Below are 16,866 nucleotides of genomic sequence, written 5' to 3'. Positions count from 1 at the left end.
GCCGGGCCTTCGTTCTGTCCGGCTGCCCCAAAGCGGGCTGGCCGAATGCCCGCTGTCCGGATGCCCGCTCCGCATGCACGGAGGCAACGATGACGTACGACTTCGACATGCTCGTCGACCGGCGCGGCACCTGGTGCGTGCAGTGGGACGGGGCCGCGAGGCGTTTCGGCGCGGACGGGCTGCTGCCCTTCACCATCTCCGACATGGACTTCCCGTCCCCGCCGGAGGTGCTCGACGCGCTCCAGCGCCGGGTCGCCCACGGTGTGTTCGGCTATACGGACTGGCGGCAGGAGGACTTCCTGTCCGCGGTGAGCCATTGGTTCGGCAGCCGGTACGGCACGGACATCGACACCGAGCGGATCGTGTACGCGCCGTCCGTGCTCAACCAGCTCTCGCAGCTGCTGCGGATGTGGACAGGACCCGGTGACGGCGTGGTCGTCCACACGCCCACGTACGACGGCTTCCTGAAGGCGATATCCGGCCTTGGGCGGGATCTGCGCGGCGCGCCGGCCGGTGACATGGCCGCGCTCGAGCGGCAGCTCGCCAGGCCGGACAGCAAGGTGCTGGTGCTCTGTTCGCCGCACAACCCGACCGGCAGGGTGTGGACCGAGGCCGAGCTGACCGAGACGGCCCGGCTGGCGGCGGCGTACGACGTGGCGGTGGTCAGCGACGAGATACACGCGGACTTCGTGCACCCGGAGTTCGTGGCCGGCGGGCAGCGGCATCTGCCGTGGACGCGGTTCGGGTCCGGGCGCTGGGCGCTGGTCACCTCGGCCACCAAGGCCTTCAACTTCCCGGCGCTGAGCGGCTCGTACGGGATCATCGGCGATCCGGAGGACCATGCGGAGTTTCTGCGCCGGATGCAGACCGGCGAGGGCCTGGCCTCGCCCGCGGTGCTGTCGCTGACCGCGCACATCGCCGCGTACCGCGAAGGCGGGCCGTGGCTGGACGCCCTCGGCGCGTATGTGGCCGGGAATCTGCGGATGGTCGCCGAGAAGCTCGACTCCGCCTTCGGCCTGAACTGGAGCCCGCCGGAGGCCGGCTACCTCGCCTGGATCGATCTGCGGCCGCTCGGCGTCGACGACGCGGCGTTGCAGCGGGAGCTGATCGAGCGCGAGAAGGTCGCGATCATGCCGGGCACGGTGTACGGCGCGGAGGGCTTCGTCCGCCTCAACGTGGGCTGTCCGAGGAGCAAGGCGGAGGCGGGCGTCGACGCGCTGGTGCGGGCGCTGACGCGGCTGACCTGACCGCGGCCGTGCGCTGGCCTGCCGACCCCGGTACGGGGAGGATGCGCAGTATGGACATCCGGCTGGCCTCGCGCACTGGGCGATGGGTGGTGCTGACGACCGTCCTCGGGTCCAGCATGGCGCTCCTCGACTCGACCGTCGTCAACGTGGCGCTGCCGCACATCGGTGACGATCTCAACGCCGACCTCGCCGCTCTCCAGTGGATCGTGAACGCGTACACGCTCACGCTGGCCGGACTGATCCTGCTCGGCGGTGCGCTCGGCGACCGGTACGGGCGGCGGCGGATCTTTGTGCTCGGCGTGGTCTGGTTCGCGCTCGCCTCGCTGTTGTGCGGACTGGCGCCCAACGCCTCCGTACTGATTGTCGCCCGCGCTCTACAGGGTGTCGGCGGTGCGCTGCTCACACCCGGGTCGCTGGCGCTGATCCAGGCGAGCTTCCATCCGGACGACCGGGCGAAGGCCGTCGGACTGTGGTCCGGCTTCGGCGGCATCGGCGCGGCGATCGGCCCGTTCGTCGGCGGCTGGCTGGTCGACGGGCCCGGCTGGCGCTGGGTGTTCCTGCTCAATGTGCCGGTGGCCGCGCTGTGCGTGCCGGTGGCCCTGCGCCATGTCCCCGAGTCGCGCGACCCGTCCGCGCACGGCCGCTTCGACGTACTGGGCGCGACGCTGGGCGCGCTGAGCCTGGCGCTGGTGACCTACGGCCTGATCGACGAGTCATGGTGGGCCGGGATCGCCGGCGTTGCTGTCGGCGTGGCCTTCGTGGTGGTCGAGCGACGGCGGCCCGCTCCGATGCTGCCGCCGTCGATCTTCAAGTCCCGGCAGTTCACCGCGGTCAATCTGGTGACGGTGTGCGTGTATGCCGCGTTCAGCGGGTTCTTCTTCCTGGCGGCGCTGCAACTGCAGGTCGTGGCGGGGTATTCGGCGCTCCAGGCAGGTACGGCGCTGCTGCCGACGACCGTGCTGATGCTGCTGTTCTCGGCGAAGTCGGGAGAGCTGGGTGAGCGGATCGGGCCACGGATTCCTCTCACGGTGGGGCCGTTGTTCTGCGCCGCGGGCATGCTGCTGATGCTGCGCGTCGGCGAGGACGCGTCGTATCTGGCCGATGTGCTGCCCGCGCTGCTGGTGATGGGCCTCGGCATGGTGACCCTGGTCGCGCCGCTGACCGCGACGGTGCTCGCGTCGGTGGAGACCGCGCGGGCGGGTCTCGCGAGCGGCATCAACAACGCGGCGGCCCGCGCGGCCGGTCTGATCGCGGTGGCGGCGCTGCCGCTGCTGGCCGGAATGGGCCCGGAGGCGTACCGCTCGGCGACGGAGTTCAACGAGACGTTCCGCCGGGCGATGCCGATGTGTGCGGGGATTCTGCTGCTCGGGTCGCTGATCGCGTGGTCGTCGGTCCGCCGCCCGGCCCTGGAGGTCGGACGGCCGCGGCCGGAGTGCAGGGTGAACTGCGGGGTGGTCGCGCCACCGCTGGAGACTGCGCCGGAACGGGCGGGGCCGGCCGGCGAGCCGCGGCCCGGGCCCAGTACGGCCTAGTCCTCCCCTCCCCGTACCGCTAGTACTGCGCCGGGTCGATCTGGTTGAAGATCCAGAGCTGTTCCGGGTCCGTCTGGTAGTGGAAGACCAGGACCCGGTTCTTGGCGGCCGCGTTCACCTTCGACAGGAACTCGGCAGAGCCGATCGCCTTCCGCTGCCCCGCCTTCACAAACGGCGTCGTCACCGTGATGTGCGCCTGCGGGTTCAGCGGGTACGTCGTCGTCCCGCCCGTTGCCTTCCAGCGCGGCTCGTCCCCGTCGCAGCTGAAGCGGCCCTCCCGCGCGGTGACCTTGGCCGTGCTGCCGGAGCCGGAGCCGCCGAGGACCTGGAGGTACGGGCCGTGGTCGGCGGACGAGCAGAGGTTGCCGTCGTACGGGAAGCCGTCCGTGCCGCCGGCGGGCGCCTCCTGGGAAGGCGGCGGGGGCGCGACGGGCGGCTCCGGCTCGCCGCCGGTCCCGCCTGCACCGCCACTCCCGTGGCCGCCGCCGGAGCCGCCGGAGCCGCCGGTGGCGGTGGGGCGGCCCGGCGTCGTCGCCGGACCTGTGGCCGTCGCGCTGCCCGACGGCGAGGCCGTCCCGGAAACGGAAGCGGAAGCGGAAGCGGACGCGGACGGAGAGGCGCTGGTGGACGTGGCCGACGGTGTGGCCGGCGGCGAGAGCGACGGTGGCGTCGTCGGCGCACGCCAGGACTCGTCTCGGCCGGACTCTCCCCGGTCGCCGCAACCCGCCAGCAGGCCCGCTAAGAGCACCGCCCCCGCCACCGCAGCCTTCCCCGCACCCCTCATCCTCCCCATGAAAAAGGATGATCGCCTCCGGCGTACACCCCCCGTACCGCTTCCACGGATTCCGCACCGACCTGTGACACTGGAACCCATGGCCATCCATGAAAATCTGCTGGGGGGACCGCCCCCGACCCACCTGCCCGACGACCCCGAGCCGCGTGAGCTGCTCGCGGCCGGGACGGCTCCGGCCGATGTCGCCGCCAAGTACCCGACCTCCTCCCTGGCCTGGGCCCGGCTCGCCGACGACGCCTTCGAGAACGGCCGTGTCGTGGAGTCGTACGCCTATGCGCGAACCGGCTACCACCGCGGCCTCGACGCGCTGCGCCGCAGCGGCTGGAAGGGCCACGGCCCGGTGCCGTGGGAGCACGAGCCGAACCGCGGCTTCCTGCGCGCCCTGCACGCGCTCGCCCGCGCCGCGCAGTCCATCGGCGAGCAGGAGGAGTACGAGCGCTGCTCGAAGTTCCTCCGCGACTCCTCCGAGACCGCCGCGGACACGCTCAGCTGATCCAGGGCTCACTTGATCCAGGACTGAACCTGAGGCCCGTATCGCTCGTCTGTACGAGCGGTACGGGCCTTCGGCCGTCACTGGAGCAACAGGAGAGTCGTGTGGCCCTGAAAGAAGCACGAAAACAGGCCCGGAAACACGCGGGCCGCAAGCAGCCGGCCCGGAACCCAATGGTGCTTTTCGGCACGGCAGTTGCCGCACTCCTGCTCGTCGGCGGTGCGCTCGCGCAATGGCACGGGTCTTCGGACAAGTCCGCGCCGGACGACGGCGTCCCTTCCTCCGGTGACCGCACCTTCACCACCGCCGAGACCTCCCGCGATCCGGTCGGCTCCGGCCCTCTGCGCCGCTACCGCGTCCAGGTCGAGGACGGCACCGGCCTCTCCGCGAACACCGCGGCGGCCGAGATCCACAAGATCCTCGCGCATCCGCAGAGCTGGGCCGCGCACGGCCGCGGCACCTTCCAGCTGGTCTCCGGCGACACCGGCGACACCGGCGGCTCCGGCGGTCCGGGCGACGCCGACTTCGTGATCAGGATCGCCACTCCGGACACCGCGGACGCGCTCTGCCGCAAGCAGGGCCTCGACACCGGCGGCGAGCTGAACTGCGAGACGGGCGAAGGTGTCGTGGTGAATCTGCGCCGCTGGACGCTGGGCTCGCCGACGTTCGACGGGACGCCCGCCGAGTACCGGCACCTGATCATCAACCACGAGATCGGCCACGAGATCGGCATCCGCGAGCACCTGGGCTGTCCGGGTCCCGGAAGGCCCGCGCCGGTGATGATGCAGCAGATCAAGGGGCTCGACGGCTGCCGTTCCAATGCCTGGCCGTACGGCAAGGACGGGACGTATCTCACAGGTCCGGCCGTCGGCTGATCCGCGGCTTATGATGCGGGTGGGGACCGGGGCTCCCACACCAACAGGAAGGGGCGGACCGCTACCCGGACACGTCTGAGGAGACAGCAATGTCTGATGACGCGGCCCCGAACTTTGATTTCGCGGGCACCACTCCGTACGAGGACTACGTCCAGGCGGACGTCCTGACCCATCTCCAGCATCCGCTCTCGGACGACCCGGGCGAGATGGTCTTCCTGGTCACCACGCAGGTGATGGAGCTGTGGTTCACGGTCATCGTCCACGAGTGGGAGACCGCGACCAGCGCCCTGCGCGAGGACAAGGTGCAGGTGGCGATGGACGCACTGAAGCGGTCGGTGCGGGAGCTGGAGGCGCTGAACGCCTCGTGGAAGCCGCTCGCCCATCTGACGCCCGCGCAGTTCAACTCGTACCGCAGCGCGCTCGGCGAGGGCTCCGGATTCCAGTCCGCGATGTACCGCCGGATGGAGTTCCTGCTCGGCGAGAAGTCGGCGTCGATGCTGGTGCCGCACCGCGGTGCGCCGCGCGTGTACGCGGAGCTGGAGAAGGCGCTGCAGGAGCCGAGCCTGTACGACGAGGTGCTGCGGCTGCTGGCACGCCGCGGTCTTGCCGTCCCGCAGGCGGTGCTCGACCGCGATCTCTCGCAGCGGTACGAGCCGTCGGCCGAGATCGAGCAGGTCTGGGCCGCGGTCTACGGCGAGAAGGACCAGAACTCCGAACTGGTGCGGCTCGGCGAGGCGTTGACCGATGTCGGCGAGCTGGTGTGGCGATGGCGCAACGACCATCTGTCGGCGACCCGGCGGGCCATGGGCTCGAAGTCGGGCACCGGTGGTTCGGCGGGCGTGGCCTGGCTGGAGAAGCGGGCCCGTAAGAACGTCTTCCCCGAGCTGTGGACGGCGCGCAGCCATGTCTGAGTCCCTGGCCGCACGGGCCGCGGCGCTGGACGCCGCAGACGAACTGGCCGGACTGCGCAAGCTGTTCGCCCTCGATGACACTGTTTACCTGGACGGGAACTCGCTGGGCGCGCTGCCCGCGCATGTGCCGGGCCGGGTCGCCGACGTGGTGAACCGGCAGTGGGGCGAGCTGCGGATCCGTTCCTGGGACGAGAGCGGCTGGTGGACCGCGCCGGAGCGGATCGGCGACCGGATCGCACCGCTGATCGGCGCCGCGCCGGGCCAGGTGGTGGTCGGCGACTCCACCAGCGTCAATGTGTTCAAGGCGGTTGTCGGCGCGGTCCGGCTGAACGCGGACGAGTCGCGTACGGACATCGTGGTCGACGCCACGACGTTCCCGACGGACGGCTACATCGCCGAGTCCGCGGCCCGGATGACCGGCCGCAGGCTGGTCCCGGTCGCGCCGGCCGACCTGCCGTCCGCGCTCGGCCCGCAGACCGCCGTCGCGCTGGTCAACCATGTCGACTACCGCACGGGCCGGCTCCACGACCTGCCGTCGCTGACGGCGGCGATCCACGAGGCCGGCGCGCTCGCGGTCTGGGACCTGTGCCACAGCGCGGGCGCGCTGCCGGTCGGCGTGGACGGGCACGGCGTGGACCTGGCGGTCGGCTGCACCTACAAGTACCTGAACGGCGGCCCGGGTTCACCGGCGTATCTGTACGTGGCCGAGCGCCATCAGCAGGCGTTCGACTCCCCGCTGCCGGGCTGGAACTCGCATGTGGACCCGTTCGCGATGACCGGCGGGTTTGCGGCGGCCGACGGCGCGATCCGGGGCCGGGTCGGCACGCCGGACATCCTGTCCATGCTCGCGCTGGAGGCGGCGCTCGACGTCTGGGACGGGGTCTCGGTCGACTCCGTACGGGCGAAGAGCCTGGCGCTGACGGACTTCTTCCTGGAGTGCGTCGAGGCGTATGTGCCTCGCGGCAGCGTCACTTCGCTGACGCCCGCGGAGCATGCCGAGCGCGGCAGCCAGGTCGCGCTGCGGTGCGCGGACGCTCCGGCCGTGATGGAGAAGCTGATCAAGCAGGGCGTGGTCGGGGATCTGCGCAGGCCGGACGTGCTGCGCTTCGGATTCACACCGCTGTATGTGGGCTTCGCGGACGCGGAGCGCGCGGCGGCGGTACTGGCGGCCGTCCTGGCGCCGGACACCGCGTAGGGCCTCCGGCCGGACGCGTGCCTCGGACTCCCCGGACTGCACCAGGGAGTTCGAGGCCACGCGGCCGAAGGCCGCACCTGCGGGGACTGGTACCGTCCCCGCTGGTCAGGTCAACTACGCGACTGTGAGGGCCTGTCCGGCCGGACAGGCCGGATCAGTGAGCGGGGTCTGGTGCGTGCAGCTGCAAGGCGGAGGAGGGAGTCATGGCGGAGCCATGGCGACCGACGACAACGCGGCAGATGTGCGTGCCAGGGCACGCGAGCCCGGCAGGACCGGCCGGACAGGCCCCAAGGAAGGTTGGAACCGCATGCCGGACCCCGTCGCCCGTGATGCCGCCGAGGCCGAGTCGGCTTTTTCGCATCCCGCCGTCGCGCCGGACGCATCGGCCGCGTACGGCGAGCATCCGGACCAGGTCGTCGACTTCTACGCGCCGCGCGGCGGACAGACCGGTGTGCCGCTGGTCGTCCTGCTGCACGGCGGCGCCTGGCGCGCGGCCTACGACCGGCGGCATGTGACTCCCTTCGCGGACTTCCTGGCCAGGCGCGGGCTCGCGGTCGCCAATGTCGAGTACCGGCGCGGCACCGAGATTCCGCAGCAGGGCGGCGGGCAGCCCGCCGGCCGGTGGCCGGAGACCTTCGACGACATCGCCGCCGTCATGGACGCGCTGCCGGGTCTTGCGCGGGAGGCGCTGCCGGCGGCCGACGTACGGCGCATGGTGGTGACCGGCCACTCCGCCGGCGGCCATCTCGCGCTGTGGGCCTCGGCCCGACATGTCCTGCCCGTCGGCTCGCCGTGGCGGCTGCCCGCGCCGCCCGCGCTGCGCGGCGTGGTCGCGCTCGCGCCGATCGCGGACTTCGCGCAGGCCGTGGAGCTCGACGTGTGCGGCGGCGCGGTGCGCCAACTCCTCGGCCCGGAGGCGGAGTTCTCGGCGCGCAGCGCGCACACGGATCCGGCGGCGCTGCTGCCGACCGGTATCGCGACGGCGGTGGTTCAGGGACGTGACGACATCGTCGTGCCGTACGCCGTCTCGGAGGCGTACGTCGACGCCGCGGCGAAGGCCGGAGAGACCGTCGGGCTGACCCTCCTCGAAGAAGTCGGGCACTTTCCGCTGATCGACCCGGCGGCGGACGCCTGCGCGGTGGTGGCGGAGGAGATCGCGCAGCTCGCGTTCTGAAGGCGGCTCGCGTCCTGAAGAGGCTCCGGCTTGCGGACAGAAGCTGACCGCAAGCCCTTCTACGTTCTTCCCATGACGAATCTCGTGACCGGAGCAACCGGAACCGTTGGCCGCCAGGTAGTCGCGGAGCTTCTCCGCCGTGGACACTCCGTCCGTGCCCTCACCCGTGACCCCGCCAAGGCGGACTTCCCCGCCGGCGTCGAGGTCGTCCAGGGCGATCTCACCGAGCCCGACACGCTCGCCGCCGCACTCGAAGGCGTCACCGGTCTGCATCTGATCACCTTCGGCGGCCCGTACTTCGCGCCGCTGGAGAGCGGACCGCGGATCGTTCAGCTCGCGCGGGAGGCGGGCGTACGCAGGATCACCGTGCTGCACGGCGGCGGCCCGAGTGCGCTGGAGGACGCCGTACGAGCAGGTGACATCGCGTGGACCGTGGTCATGCCGGTCGAGTTCATGTCGAACGCGCTGGAGTGGGCGGACGGCATCCGCATCGCCGACGAGGTGCGCGAGCCGTTTGTCGGCCGGCTCAGCGCGATGGTCCACGAAGCGGACATCGGCGCGGTCACCGCGGTCGCGCTCACCGAGGACGGTCACGGCGGCCAGGCGTATGTGATCACCGGGCCCGAGGTGCTGACCATGCAGGACAAGGTCGGCACCCTCGCGAAGGCCCGGGGCAAGGACATCGCGCTCGTCGAGCTGACCGAGGCCGAGGCGGTGGAGCAGTGGCGGGCCTCGGGCCTGCAGGAGGACGTGATCGGCTTCCTGCTGGAGGCGTACGGAAACACGCCGCTCGTCGGCCGGACCGTCGCGGACACCGTGCGGAAGGTCACCGGACGGCCGGCGCGGAGTTTCACGGAGTGGGCGGCGGAGCACGGGGACGCTTTCCGCCCCTGAGAAGTGCGGCCCGACCAGGAAGTACCGCAGGTAGCGGCAGGTAGTACTCAGGACGGACGCGGCAGGATCCGCAGCGATGCTGACGACCGCGTCCGTCCGTCCGCTTACCGTTCTGTACGTGACCGAGATGAACCGCAGCCCTGAGTACCGCCTGGCCGTGGGCGCCCTGAGCGGCCTCCGCGAGGACCTGTTCACCGATGCCTTCGCCTACCGGCCGCTGCCGCGGAGGCGCACTGACGGGCCGATCACCCGGCGGCTCCCGGGCCGGATACGCGACTGGGCGGCCTGGATGCCGCACGCCGCGGTCGTCGTCCTGGCGCTGTTCACGATGCTTCTGGCGACCGCCGCCGGCGACGTGGGCGCCGGCGCGGCGTTGGTGCTGCTCGGGTTCGCGCCGGCGGCGGCCGTGCTGATGACGCTGCTCAGGCCCGTCGGTGCCTGGTGGCTCTCGATGGCGTCGACGCCGGTCGTCAGCGTCGCTTCGGGCTACTCGGACGACTGGCCATGGGCGCCCAGCAGTTTTGTGTCGCACCTGGCGGTGATGACCCTGGTGGCGATGCGGACCCGGCCGCGCACCGCGGCCTGGATGTGGCTGCTCACCGCCGCGTACGGCCTGCTCGCGGAGGTCATGCTCTCCCAGGGCAGCAGCGCCAACGTTCCCGAGATGCTCTTCGTTTCCGCGCTGGTCCTGCTCGTGGTGACCGTGTGGCAGGTGCGCCGCGAGGCCAAGGAGGAGGTCGCGGCCCAGCAGACCGTCACGGCCGTCGAGCGCGACAAGCGCACGCTGCTGGAGGAGCGCACCACGATCGCCCGTGAACTCCACGATGTGGTGGCCCACCACATGTCGGTGGTGGCGATCCAGGCGGAGGCCGCGCCGTACCGGGTCGAGAACCCGCCACCGGAGCTGGAGCGGGCGTTCGCCACGATCCGGGAGAACGCGGTGGCCGCGCTGACCGAGTTGCGCCGCATCCTCGGAGTCGTACGGGCCGAGGACTACCAGGCCCCGGACGCTCCGCAGCCGGTGCTCGACGACCTCGACAACCTGCTCGGCAACGTCCGCGACGCGGGCCTGCAGGCGGAGAAGACGATCACCGGCGCGGTCCGGCCGCTGCCGCAGGGCGTCGAGCTCTCGGCGTACCGGATCGTCCAGGAGGCGCTCAGCAACGCACTGCGCCATGCGCCGGGCGCGTCGGCGAAGGTCGAGGTCTCGTACGTGCTCGGCGGACTCGGCCTGCGGATCGTGAACACGCCGCCGCAGGGCCTGGTCAAGCCGTCACCGGGCGCGGGCCACGGCATCACGGGCATGCGGGAGCGGGTGACGATGCTCAACGGCGAGATGACGGCGGAGCCGACGGCGGACGGCGGGTACGAGGTGACCGCGTTCATCCCGGTGGCCGCCGCCACCGAGACCGTCACCACCACGGAGGAGCCGTCATGACGATCCGCGTTCTTGTCGTCGACGACCAGGTCATGGTCCGCGAGGGCTTCTCGGTCCTGCTGAACGCGATGCCCGACATCGAGGTCATCGGCGAGGCGGTGAACGGCCGCGAGGCGGTCACCAAGGTCGCCGAACTCGCGCCGGACGTGGTCCTGATGGACATCCGCATGCCGGAACTCAACGGCATCGAGGCGACGCGGGAGATCGTCGCGTCGCACGGCGACTCGAAGGTGCTGGTGCTGACCACCTTCGACCTGGACGAGTACGTCTACCAGGCGCTGCGGGCGGGAGCGTCCGGCTTCCTCCTGAAGGATGCGTCGGCGCGCCAACTGGCGGACGGGGTCCGGGTGGTGGCCGCGGGCGAGGCGCTCCTGGCCCCGACGGTGACGCGCCGCCTGATCACGGAGTTCTCCAAGCTCTCCCAGAACCCGAGGCAGCCGGCGCTGGCTCAGATCGGCGACCTGACGGAGCGTGAGACGGAGGTGCTGGTGCTGATCGCCCAGGGCCTGTCGAACGCGGAGATCGCGTCGCACCTGGTGGTGGCGGAGTCGACGATCAAGACGCATGTGAGCCGGGTGCTGGTGAAGCTGGGCCTGCGGGACAGGACGCAGGCCGCGGTCTTCGCGTACGAGGCACGCCTGGTGACACCCGGCTGACGTTCTCACAGCGCATTCCGGGGAATGCGCTGTGCCGATCGGGCGACAACCGTCCGCGCCGGGCACACCCGCAGCCGCACCCGGTTCATACCTGACGCATGGGCAGGACACCGGTGCGACGAACGGGGCATTGCGTGATGCGAGGAAAGAACTCCGGATCGTTCCGGCGCCGCGTTGTCGCCGGAATCACCGCCCTGCTGCTCGTGCCCCTCACGGCGGGCACGGCAGCGTCCGAGGACGGCGGTTCGGAGCGGCTCGACCCGCGCATCACGCAGATCATGCAGAAGCCCGACTACCCCAACGCCCAGTGGGGCCTGCTCCAGCAGGACCCGGACAGCGGGCGGGTCGTCCACAGCCAGTTCGCGGAGCAGTTCTTCATTCCCGGGTCGGTGGCCAAGCTGTTCGGCACCTCCGGAGCGTGGAACACCCTCGGCGGCGACCACCGTTTCCGGACGCCGGTCTACGCGGTCGGCGAGCGGCGCGGGAGCACCCTGGACGGCGATCTCGACCTCGTCGCACAGGGCGACCTGACCATGGGTGGCAGGACCCGCCCCGACGGCACGGTCGACTACACCGACCTCGACCACACGTACGCCAACTCCTTCCCCGGAGCCACGCTCACCCCGGAGAACCCGCTCGCCGGGATCAACCAGATCGCCCGGCAGGTTCGGAACTCCGGCATCACCCGCGTCGACGGGAACGTGATCGTCGACAACCGGCTCTTCCAGCCCGAGCCGGTCTTCGACCCCGTCCCGACCCCGCTGATCATCAACGACAATCTCATCGACCTGCTGACCACGCCCGGCGCCCGCCCGGGCGCGCTCGCGCGGCTGGACTGGCGGCCGCAGGTGGCCCCGTACCGCGTCACGTCGACCGTGCGGACCGTGGCGGCGGGGGAGCCGACCGACATCGAGGTGACGACCTCCGAGAACGGCACGCGGATCCAGTTGTCCGGCACCATCGCGGCCGGCTCCGAATCGGCCCTGAAGGTGTCGCCCATCACCGATCCGGCGGCCTTCGGTCGCACCGCGCTGATCGAGGCGCTGGGGCGGGCCGGCGTGGCGGTGACCGCGAATCCGACCGGTGCCAACCCGGTCGGTCAGCTCCCCGGCTCGTACCGGGGCCGGCCGCGCGTGGCTCTGTTCACCTCTCCGCCGTACGCCCAGTACGCCAAGCTCATCTTCAAGGTCAGCCACAACCTGGGCGGCAACCTCGCCATCTGCCTGATGGCGGTCGCGAAGGGCAGCAAGGACTGCATGGACGGCTTCCCGGTGCTGGCCGACTTCCTGGACCGCGCGGGCGTCGACCGCAAGCAGGTGCAGCTCCTGGACGGCCGTGGCGGCAACCCCGTCGACCGGACCACACCCAAGGCCGTGGTGCAGATGCTGACGTACTGGCATCGCACGCCCGAGGCGGAGGTCTTCCGGAACGCGCTGCCCATCCTCGGCGTCGACGGACTGCTGGCCGACAACTGCACCGACTGCCCCGCGCGCGGCAAGGTGTTCGCCAAGACCGGCGCGGCCGTCGGGCTGGACGCGCTCAACAACCGGCTGGCCGTCGGCGCCATCACGATCGCCGGCTATCTGGACAAGGGCAACGGCCGTTTCGACGTCTTCTTCGCCGGAGTCAACGGGGCCTCCACACCGACGACCGATGTCAACGGCGTCCTGGACATCGCCAACGACCTCGCGATGATCTCCGCGTACTTGCAGGAGGACGCGGCCGCGCGGCGGGAGGACTGACACCGAGGGGTGGGGCGAGAGCGCTCCTGCAGGTAGCGTCCAGCTATGGCAGAGACGTTCGACCCCTGGTCACCCGGCTTCCTCGCCGACCCGTACCCCGCGTACGCCGAGCTCCGTGCCCGCGGCCGGGTCCACTGGTTCGAGCCCACCCGCCAGTGGCTGGTCCCGCACCACGTGGATGTCTCCGCGCTCCTGCGGGACCGTCGGCTGGGACGGACCTATCTGCATCGGTTCACGCACGAGGAGTTCGGACGCACCGCCCCGCCTCCCGCGCACGAGCCGTTTCATGTGCTCAATGACCACGGGATGCTGGACATGGAGCCGCCGGACCACCCCCGTATCCGGCGGCTCGTGTCGAAGGCGTTCACTCCGCGCACCGTCGACAGGCTGCGGCCGTACGTCCACGGGCTGGCCGGCGAGCTTGTGGGCCGGCTGGTCGCGGACGGCGGCGGTGATCTGCTGAGCACCGTCGCCGAGCCGCTGCCCGTCGCCGTGATCGCCGAGATGCTCGGGATTCCCGAGTCCGACCGTGCCCAGCTGCGGCCCTGGTCCGCGGACATCTGCGGGATGTACGAGCTGAACCCTCCGGAGGAGACCGCGGCGAAGGCAGTCACCGCGTCGGTCGAATTCTCCGCGTATCTGCGCGAGTTGATCGCCGCCCGCCGCAAGGAACCCGGCGACGACCTGATCTCGGGTCTGATCGCCGCGTACGACGAAGGCGAGCGGCTCTCCGAGCAGGAGATGATCTCCACCTGTGTGCTGCTGCTGAACGCCGGGCACGAGGCGACCGTCAACGCCACCGTGAACGGCTGGTACGCGCTCTTCCGCCACCCCGGGCAGCTCGCCGCCCTGCGCGCCGACCGCTCGATGCTGTCCACAGCTGTGGAGGAGCTGATGCGGTACGACACCCCGCTCCAGCTCTTCGAACGCTGGGTCCTCGACGACATCGAGATCGACGGGACAAACGTCCCCCGCGGCTCCGAGGTGGCCCTCCTCTTCGGCTCCGCCAACCGCGACCCCGACGTCTTCGACCGCCCGGACACGCTCGACCTGTCCCGGCAGGACAACCCGCACATCTCCTTCAGCGCGGGCATCCACTACTGCATCGGCGCACCACTCGCGCGGATCGAACTGGCCGCGTCCCTGGGCGCGTTGCTGGACCGCGCGCCGACGCTCCGGCTCGCCGAGGAGCCGGAGCGCAAGCCGAACTTCGTGATCCGCGGGCTCCAGGAGCTCATCGTCGAGCTCTGAGACCCGCTCCGGTCAGGTCTGGAGGTCCCGCCTGCGCAGGCCCGCAAGACCCGCCGCCACCAGCACCCCCGCCACTGCCGTCAGCAGCAGCACCGGCCCCCACTGCATCTGGGTGCCCGGCAGCGACGGCAGGTGCTCGAACGGCGACAGGTTCATCACCGACTGCGGCAGGTCCAGCGCCGGACCGATCCAGCCGAGTCCGAGCGAGATGCCCGCGACCGCCCACGCCGCCACCGCGGCCTTTGGGAAGGCGCCGTGCAGCAGCACCGCCAGACCGCCGATCACCCAGACCGCCGCCAGCTGGACCAGCGAGCCGCCGAGGATGGGGCCGAGTTCCTTGCCGTAGCCGATGGTGAGGCCGAGGCCGCCGAGCAGCATCAGCACGGCCGCGCCGCCGAAGGCGATGACCAGGTGGCCGGCCGCCCAGCGGATCCGGCCGACCGCGTTGGCCAGGATCGGTTCGGCGCGCTGGCTGGTCTCCTCGCTGTTGAGCCGGAGCACCGCCTGGACGATGTACAGCGCCGCGACCATGCCGAGCATGCCGACCATCGCCGCCAGGAAGGCCTGGGTGAGGCCGGACTGTCCGCCCATGCGCTCGAAGATCTCGCGGGTGTTCTCGCTGTCGCCGACGAGGTCGGTCGCGGCCTCCGCCATGCCGCCGAACATCACGCCGGAGGCGAAGAAGCCGATGCCCCAGCCCAGCACGCTGCCGCGCTGGAGCCGCCAGGCGAGCCCTCCGGCCGTTGCCAGCCTGCCCGCCGCCGGGCCGGGCCGGGTCGGCAGGAAGCTCATGCCGATGTCGCGCCGTCCGGCGAGCGTGAAGGCGACGGCGCCCTGGGCGACGATCGCTGTGGCGAACAGCAGCAGCACCCACCAGCGTTCGTCGGCGAAGGACCGCATGTTCTCGGCCCAGCCGACCGGCGAGATCCAGGTCAGCACGGAGGAGCCGTCGTTGGCGCCGGCGTCGCCCGCCGCACGCAGTACGAACGCGAGGCCGAGCACCCCGCCCGTCAGTCCCTTGGCGAGCCGGGCGCTCTCGGTGAGCTGGGCGACGATGCCCGCCATGGTGGCGAAGAGCATGCCGACGCCGCCGATGACGAGGCCGAGCGCGAGCGCGCCACTGCCGCCCTCGCCGCCGAGTCCGGCAGCGATGACCAGGGCGAGCCCGGCGTTGGCGACGAACGCCGCGAGCAGCGCCGCGGTCAGCGGGGCCCTGCGGCCCACCATGGCCGCGGACAGCAGTTCCTGGCGGCCGGTCTCCTCCTCCTCGCGGGTGTGCCGGATCACGATGATCAGGCTCATGATCGCGGCCAGCAGCGCGCCGAAGGTGACGTACCGCCAGGCCGTGATGCCGCCGATGGAGTCGCTGAACACCGGCCCGTACAGGGCGCGCAGCGAGCCGTTGGAGGACATCGACCGGGCGAGCTCGGAGCGGTCCGCCGCGGTTTCGTACAGGGTCTTGAGGGAGTTCGGGGCCGCGGCGATCGTGCCGCCGACGACCAGAACCCAGATCGGCATCATGACCCGGTCGCGGCGCAGCGCGAGCCTGAGCAGCGCGCCGGTGCCGGCCAGCGGACGGGAGCCGCCGGTCCGCGGTGCGTACGCCGCGGTCGTGGCGACGGCGGTCATCGGGACATCGCCTCGTCGGGTGCGTAGTGCCGGAGGAACAGCTCCTCCAGAGTGGGCGGCGTGCTGGTCAGCGACCGCACGCCGGACTCGGTGAGCGACCGCAGCACCGCGTCCAGCTTGTCCGTGTCGACCTGGAGCCTGACGCGCCTGCCCTGCACCTCGACGTCGTACACGCCGGGCAGGTGCGCGAGGCCGTTCGGCGTCCCGGCGAGCTCGGCGGTGACGCTCGTACGGGTCAGATGCCGCAGGTCCGCGAGCGAACCGGTCTCCACGGTCCGGCCCTTGCGAATGATGCTCACCCGGTCGCACAGCGCCTCGACCTCGCTGAGCACATGGCTGGAGAGCAGGACGGTGCGGCCGCGGTCGCGCTCCTGATCGACGCAGCTCTGGAAGACCTCTTCCATCAGCGGGTCGAGTCCGGAGGTGGGCTCGTCGAGGATCAGCAGATCGACGTCGGAGGCGAAGGCGGCGACCAGGGCGACCTTCTGGCGGTTGCCCTTGGAGTAGGTGCGCCCCTTCTTCGTCGGGTCGAGCTCGAAGCGCTCGACGAGATCCGCGCGCCGGGCCTTGTCCAGGCCTCCCGCCCGTCGCCCACCACCACCCTGCCTGACGCGCTTCGCGCGGCCCCCATCATGGAGCCGCCCGTACAGATCGATGACCTCGCCTCCGGAGAGGTTGCGCCACAGAGTGACGTCGCCGGGCACGTAGGCGATACGGCGGTGCAGCTCGACCGCGTCGTTCCACGGGTCACGGCCGAGGAGTTGTGCGGCGCCGGAGTCGGCGCGCAGCAGTCCGAGGAGGACCCGGATGGTGGTGGACTTCCCGGCGCCGTTGGGGCCGAGGAAGCCGTGTACTTCACCGGTCTCGACGGCGAGGTCGAGGCCGTCCAGGGCGTGTGTCCGGCCGAACGACTTGTGCAGTCCGGCGACGGTGATTGCCTTCGTCATGGTTCAGAACGTACGCTTCTTTCAGAAACTTGTGAAGTTAAGGAAGCGTATAAAGTCGACCCGGAGGCCGTGAGCAGGGGAGATGATCAGGG

15 protein-coding genes are annotated in these 16,866 nt (G+C 71.2%); 12 read left to right on the top strand and 3 right to left on the bottom strand.

What is annotated here, in order from left to right:
• Positions 1–89: 89 nt before the first annotated feature.
• Both ACH4YL_RS04495 and ACH4YL_RS04490 read left to right on the top strand, forming a co-directional pair.
• A complete protein-coding gene (locus tag ACH4YL_RS04495) occupies positions 90–1,247 on the top strand; it encodes a MalY/PatB family protein (RefSeq protein ID WP_398504757.1) in 1,158 nt (385 codons plus the stop codon).
• 50 nt (positions 1,248–1,297) lie between these two features.
• On the top strand, positions 1,298–2,779 hold the full coding sequence (locus ACH4YL_RS04490; RefSeq protein ID WP_398504755.1) for an MFS transporter: 1,482 nt from the start codon (positions 1,298–1,300) through the stop codon (positions 2,777–2,779).
• A 19-nt stretch (positions 2,780–2,798) separates the two neighbouring features.
• Here the strand turns inward: ACH4YL_RS04490 and ACH4YL_RS04485 are convergent, their stop codons facing one another.
• A complete protein-coding gene (locus tag ACH4YL_RS04485) occupies positions 2,799–3,563 on the bottom strand; it encodes a hypothetical protein (RefSeq protein ID WP_398504753.1) in 765 nt (254 codons plus the stop codon).
• Positions 3,564–3,651: 88 nt separating this feature from the next.
• Here ACH4YL_RS04485 and ACH4YL_RS04480 point away from each other — a divergent pair, with 88 nt between their 5' ends.
• From ACH4YL_RS04480 to ACH4YL_RS04435, 10 genes are all read left to right on the top strand, one after another.
• Complete coding sequence (locus tag ACH4YL_RS04480; RefSeq protein WP_398504751.1) at positions 3,652–4,065, top strand: DUF3151 domain-containing protein; 414 nt, start codon at positions 3,652–3,654, stop codon at positions 4,063–4,065.
• A gap of 170 nt (positions 4,066–4,235) precedes the next feature.
• The gene (locus ACH4YL_RS04475; RefSeq protein ID WP_398504750.1) at positions 4,236–4,937 is read left to right on the top strand and encodes a DUF3152 domain-containing protein; all 702 of its coding nucleotides are present in this window, start codon (positions 4,236–4,238) and stop codon (positions 4,935–4,937) included.
• An 89-nt stretch (positions 4,938–5,026) separates the two neighbouring features.
• The gene (locus tag ACH4YL_RS04470) at positions 5,027–5,848 is read left to right on the top strand and encodes a tryptophan 2,3-dioxygenase family protein (protein ID WP_398504748.1); all 822 of its coding nucleotides are present in this window, start codon (positions 5,027–5,029) and stop codon (positions 5,846–5,848) included.
• Entirely contained in the window at positions 5,841–7,043 is a 1,203-nt protein-coding gene (gene kynU, locus ACH4YL_RS04465; RefSeq protein ID WP_398504746.1) for a kynureninase, read from the top strand. The genes ACH4YL_RS04470 and kynU overlap by 8 nt, the downstream gene beginning before the upstream one ends.
• 307 nt (positions 7,044–7,350) lie before the next feature.
• Positions 7,351–8,217: an alpha/beta hydrolase family protein gene (locus tag ACH4YL_RS04460; protein ID WP_398504744.1), complete on the top strand. Its 867-nt coding sequence runs from the start codon at positions 7,351–7,353 to the stop codon at positions 8,215–8,217.
• 72 nt (positions 8,218–8,289) lie between these two features.
• Positions 8,290–9,111, top strand: coding sequence for an NAD(P)H-binding protein (locus tag ACH4YL_RS04455; RefSeq protein WP_398504742.1), 822 nt, complete (start codon positions 8,290–8,292; stop codon positions 9,109–9,111).
• A 76-nt stretch (positions 9,112–9,187) separates the two neighbouring features.
• Positions 9,188–10,549, top strand: coding sequence for a sensor histidine kinase (locus ACH4YL_RS04450; protein ID WP_398504740.1), 1,362 nt, complete (start codon positions 9,188–9,190; stop codon positions 10,547–10,549).
• A complete protein-coding gene (locus ACH4YL_RS04445) occupies positions 10,546–11,205 on the top strand; it encodes a response regulator (protein ID WP_398504738.1) in 660 nt (219 codons plus the stop codon). The genes ACH4YL_RS04450 and ACH4YL_RS04445 overlap by 4 nt, the downstream gene beginning before the upstream one ends.
• 137 nt (positions 11,206–11,342) lie before the next feature.
• Positions 11,343–12,947, top strand: coding sequence for a D-alanyl-D-alanine carboxypeptidase/D-alanyl-D-alanine-endopeptidase (gene dacB / locus ACH4YL_RS04440; protein ID WP_398505588.1), 1,605 nt, complete (start codon positions 11,343–11,345; stop codon positions 12,945–12,947).
• Between the two features lie 45 nt (positions 12,948–12,992).
• Positions 12,993–14,198 (top strand): cytochrome P450, encoded by a 1,206-nt coding sequence (locus ACH4YL_RS04435; RefSeq protein ID WP_398504736.1) that lies wholly within the window; start codon positions 12,993–12,995, stop codon positions 14,196–14,198.
• Between the two features lie 12 nt (positions 14,199–14,210).
• Here the strand turns inward: ACH4YL_RS04435 and ACH4YL_RS04430 are convergent, their stop codons facing one another.
• Together ACH4YL_RS04430 and ACH4YL_RS04425 are read right to left on the bottom strand one after the other, a co-directional pair.
• Positions 14,211–15,827, bottom strand: a complete 1,617-nt coding sequence (locus ACH4YL_RS04430; RefSeq protein WP_398504734.1) for an ABC transporter permease — start codon at positions 15,825–15,827, stop codon at positions 14,211–14,213.
• Positions 15,824–16,774, bottom strand: a complete 951-nt coding sequence (locus ACH4YL_RS04425) for an ATP-binding cassette domain-containing protein (protein ID WP_398504732.1) — start codon at positions 16,772–16,774, stop codon at positions 15,824–15,826. The genes ACH4YL_RS04430 and ACH4YL_RS04425 overlap by 4 nt, the downstream gene beginning before the upstream one ends.
• Between the last annotated feature and the right edge of the window lie 92 nt (positions 16,775–16,866).

Origin of the sequence: Streptomyces sp. NPDC020681 (assembly GCF_044334895.1) — a bacterium.
In the GTDB taxonomy this organism is placed as follows: domain Bacteria; phylum Actinomycetota; class Actinomycetes; order Streptomycetales; family Streptomycetaceae; genus Streptomyces.
The sequence above is the reverse complement of the archived record's forward strand: the minus strand, read 5'-3'. Positions and strand labels throughout refer to the sequence as shown.

Coding starts and splice junctions, on each gene's coding strand:
- ACH4YL_RS04495 (WP_398504757.1), top strand. CDS start 90: ATGACGTACGACTTCGACATGCTCGTCGACCGGCGCGGCACCTGGTGC.
- ACH4YL_RS04490 (WP_398504755.1), top strand. CDS start 1,298: ATGGACATCCGGCTGGCCTCGCGCACTGGGCGATGGGTGGTGCTGACG.
- ACH4YL_RS04485 (WP_398504753.1), bottom strand. CDS start 3,563: ATGAGGGGTGCGGGGAAGGCTGCGGTGGCGGGGGCGGTGCTCTTAGCG.
- ACH4YL_RS04480 (WP_398504751.1), top strand. CDS start 3,652: ATGGCCATCCATGAAAATCTGCTGGGGGGACCGCCCCCGACCCACCTG.
- ACH4YL_RS04475 (WP_398504750.1), top strand. CDS start 4,236: ATGGTGCTTTTCGGCACGGCAGTTGCCGCACTCCTGCTCGTCGGCGGT.
- ACH4YL_RS04470 (WP_398504748.1), top strand. CDS start 5,027: ATGTCTGATGACGCGGCCCCGAACTTTGATTTCGCGGGCACCACTCCG.
- kynU (WP_398504746.1), top strand. CDS start 5,841: ATGTCTGAGTCCCTGGCCGCACGGGCCGCGGCGCTGGACGCCGCAGAC.
- ACH4YL_RS04460 (WP_398504744.1), top strand. CDS start 7,351: ATGCCGGACCCCGTCGCCCGTGATGCCGCCGAGGCCGAGTCGGCTTTT.
- ACH4YL_RS04455 (WP_398504742.1), top strand. CDS start 8,290: ATGACGAATCTCGTGACCGGAGCAACCGGAACCGTTGGCCGCCAGGTA.
- ACH4YL_RS04450 (WP_398504740.1), top strand. CDS start 9,188: ATGCTGACGACCGCGTCCGTCCGTCCGCTTACCGTTCTGTACGTGACC.
- ACH4YL_RS04445 (WP_398504738.1), top strand. CDS start 10,546: ATGACGATCCGCGTTCTTGTCGTCGACGACCAGGTCATGGTCCGCGAG.
- dacB (WP_398505588.1), top strand. CDS start 11,343: ATGCGAGGAAAGAACTCCGGATCGTTCCGGCGCCGCGTTGTCGCCGGA.
- ACH4YL_RS04435 (WP_398504736.1), top strand. CDS start 12,993: ATGGCAGAGACGTTCGACCCCTGGTCACCCGGCTTCCTCGCCGACCCG.
- ACH4YL_RS04430 (WP_398504734.1), bottom strand. CDS start 15,827: ATGACCGCCGTCGCCACGACCGCGGCGTACGCACCGCGGACCGGCGGC.
- ACH4YL_RS04425 (WP_398504732.1), bottom strand. CDS start 16,774: ATGACGAAGGCAATCACCGTCGCCGGACTGCACAAGTCGTTCGGCCGG.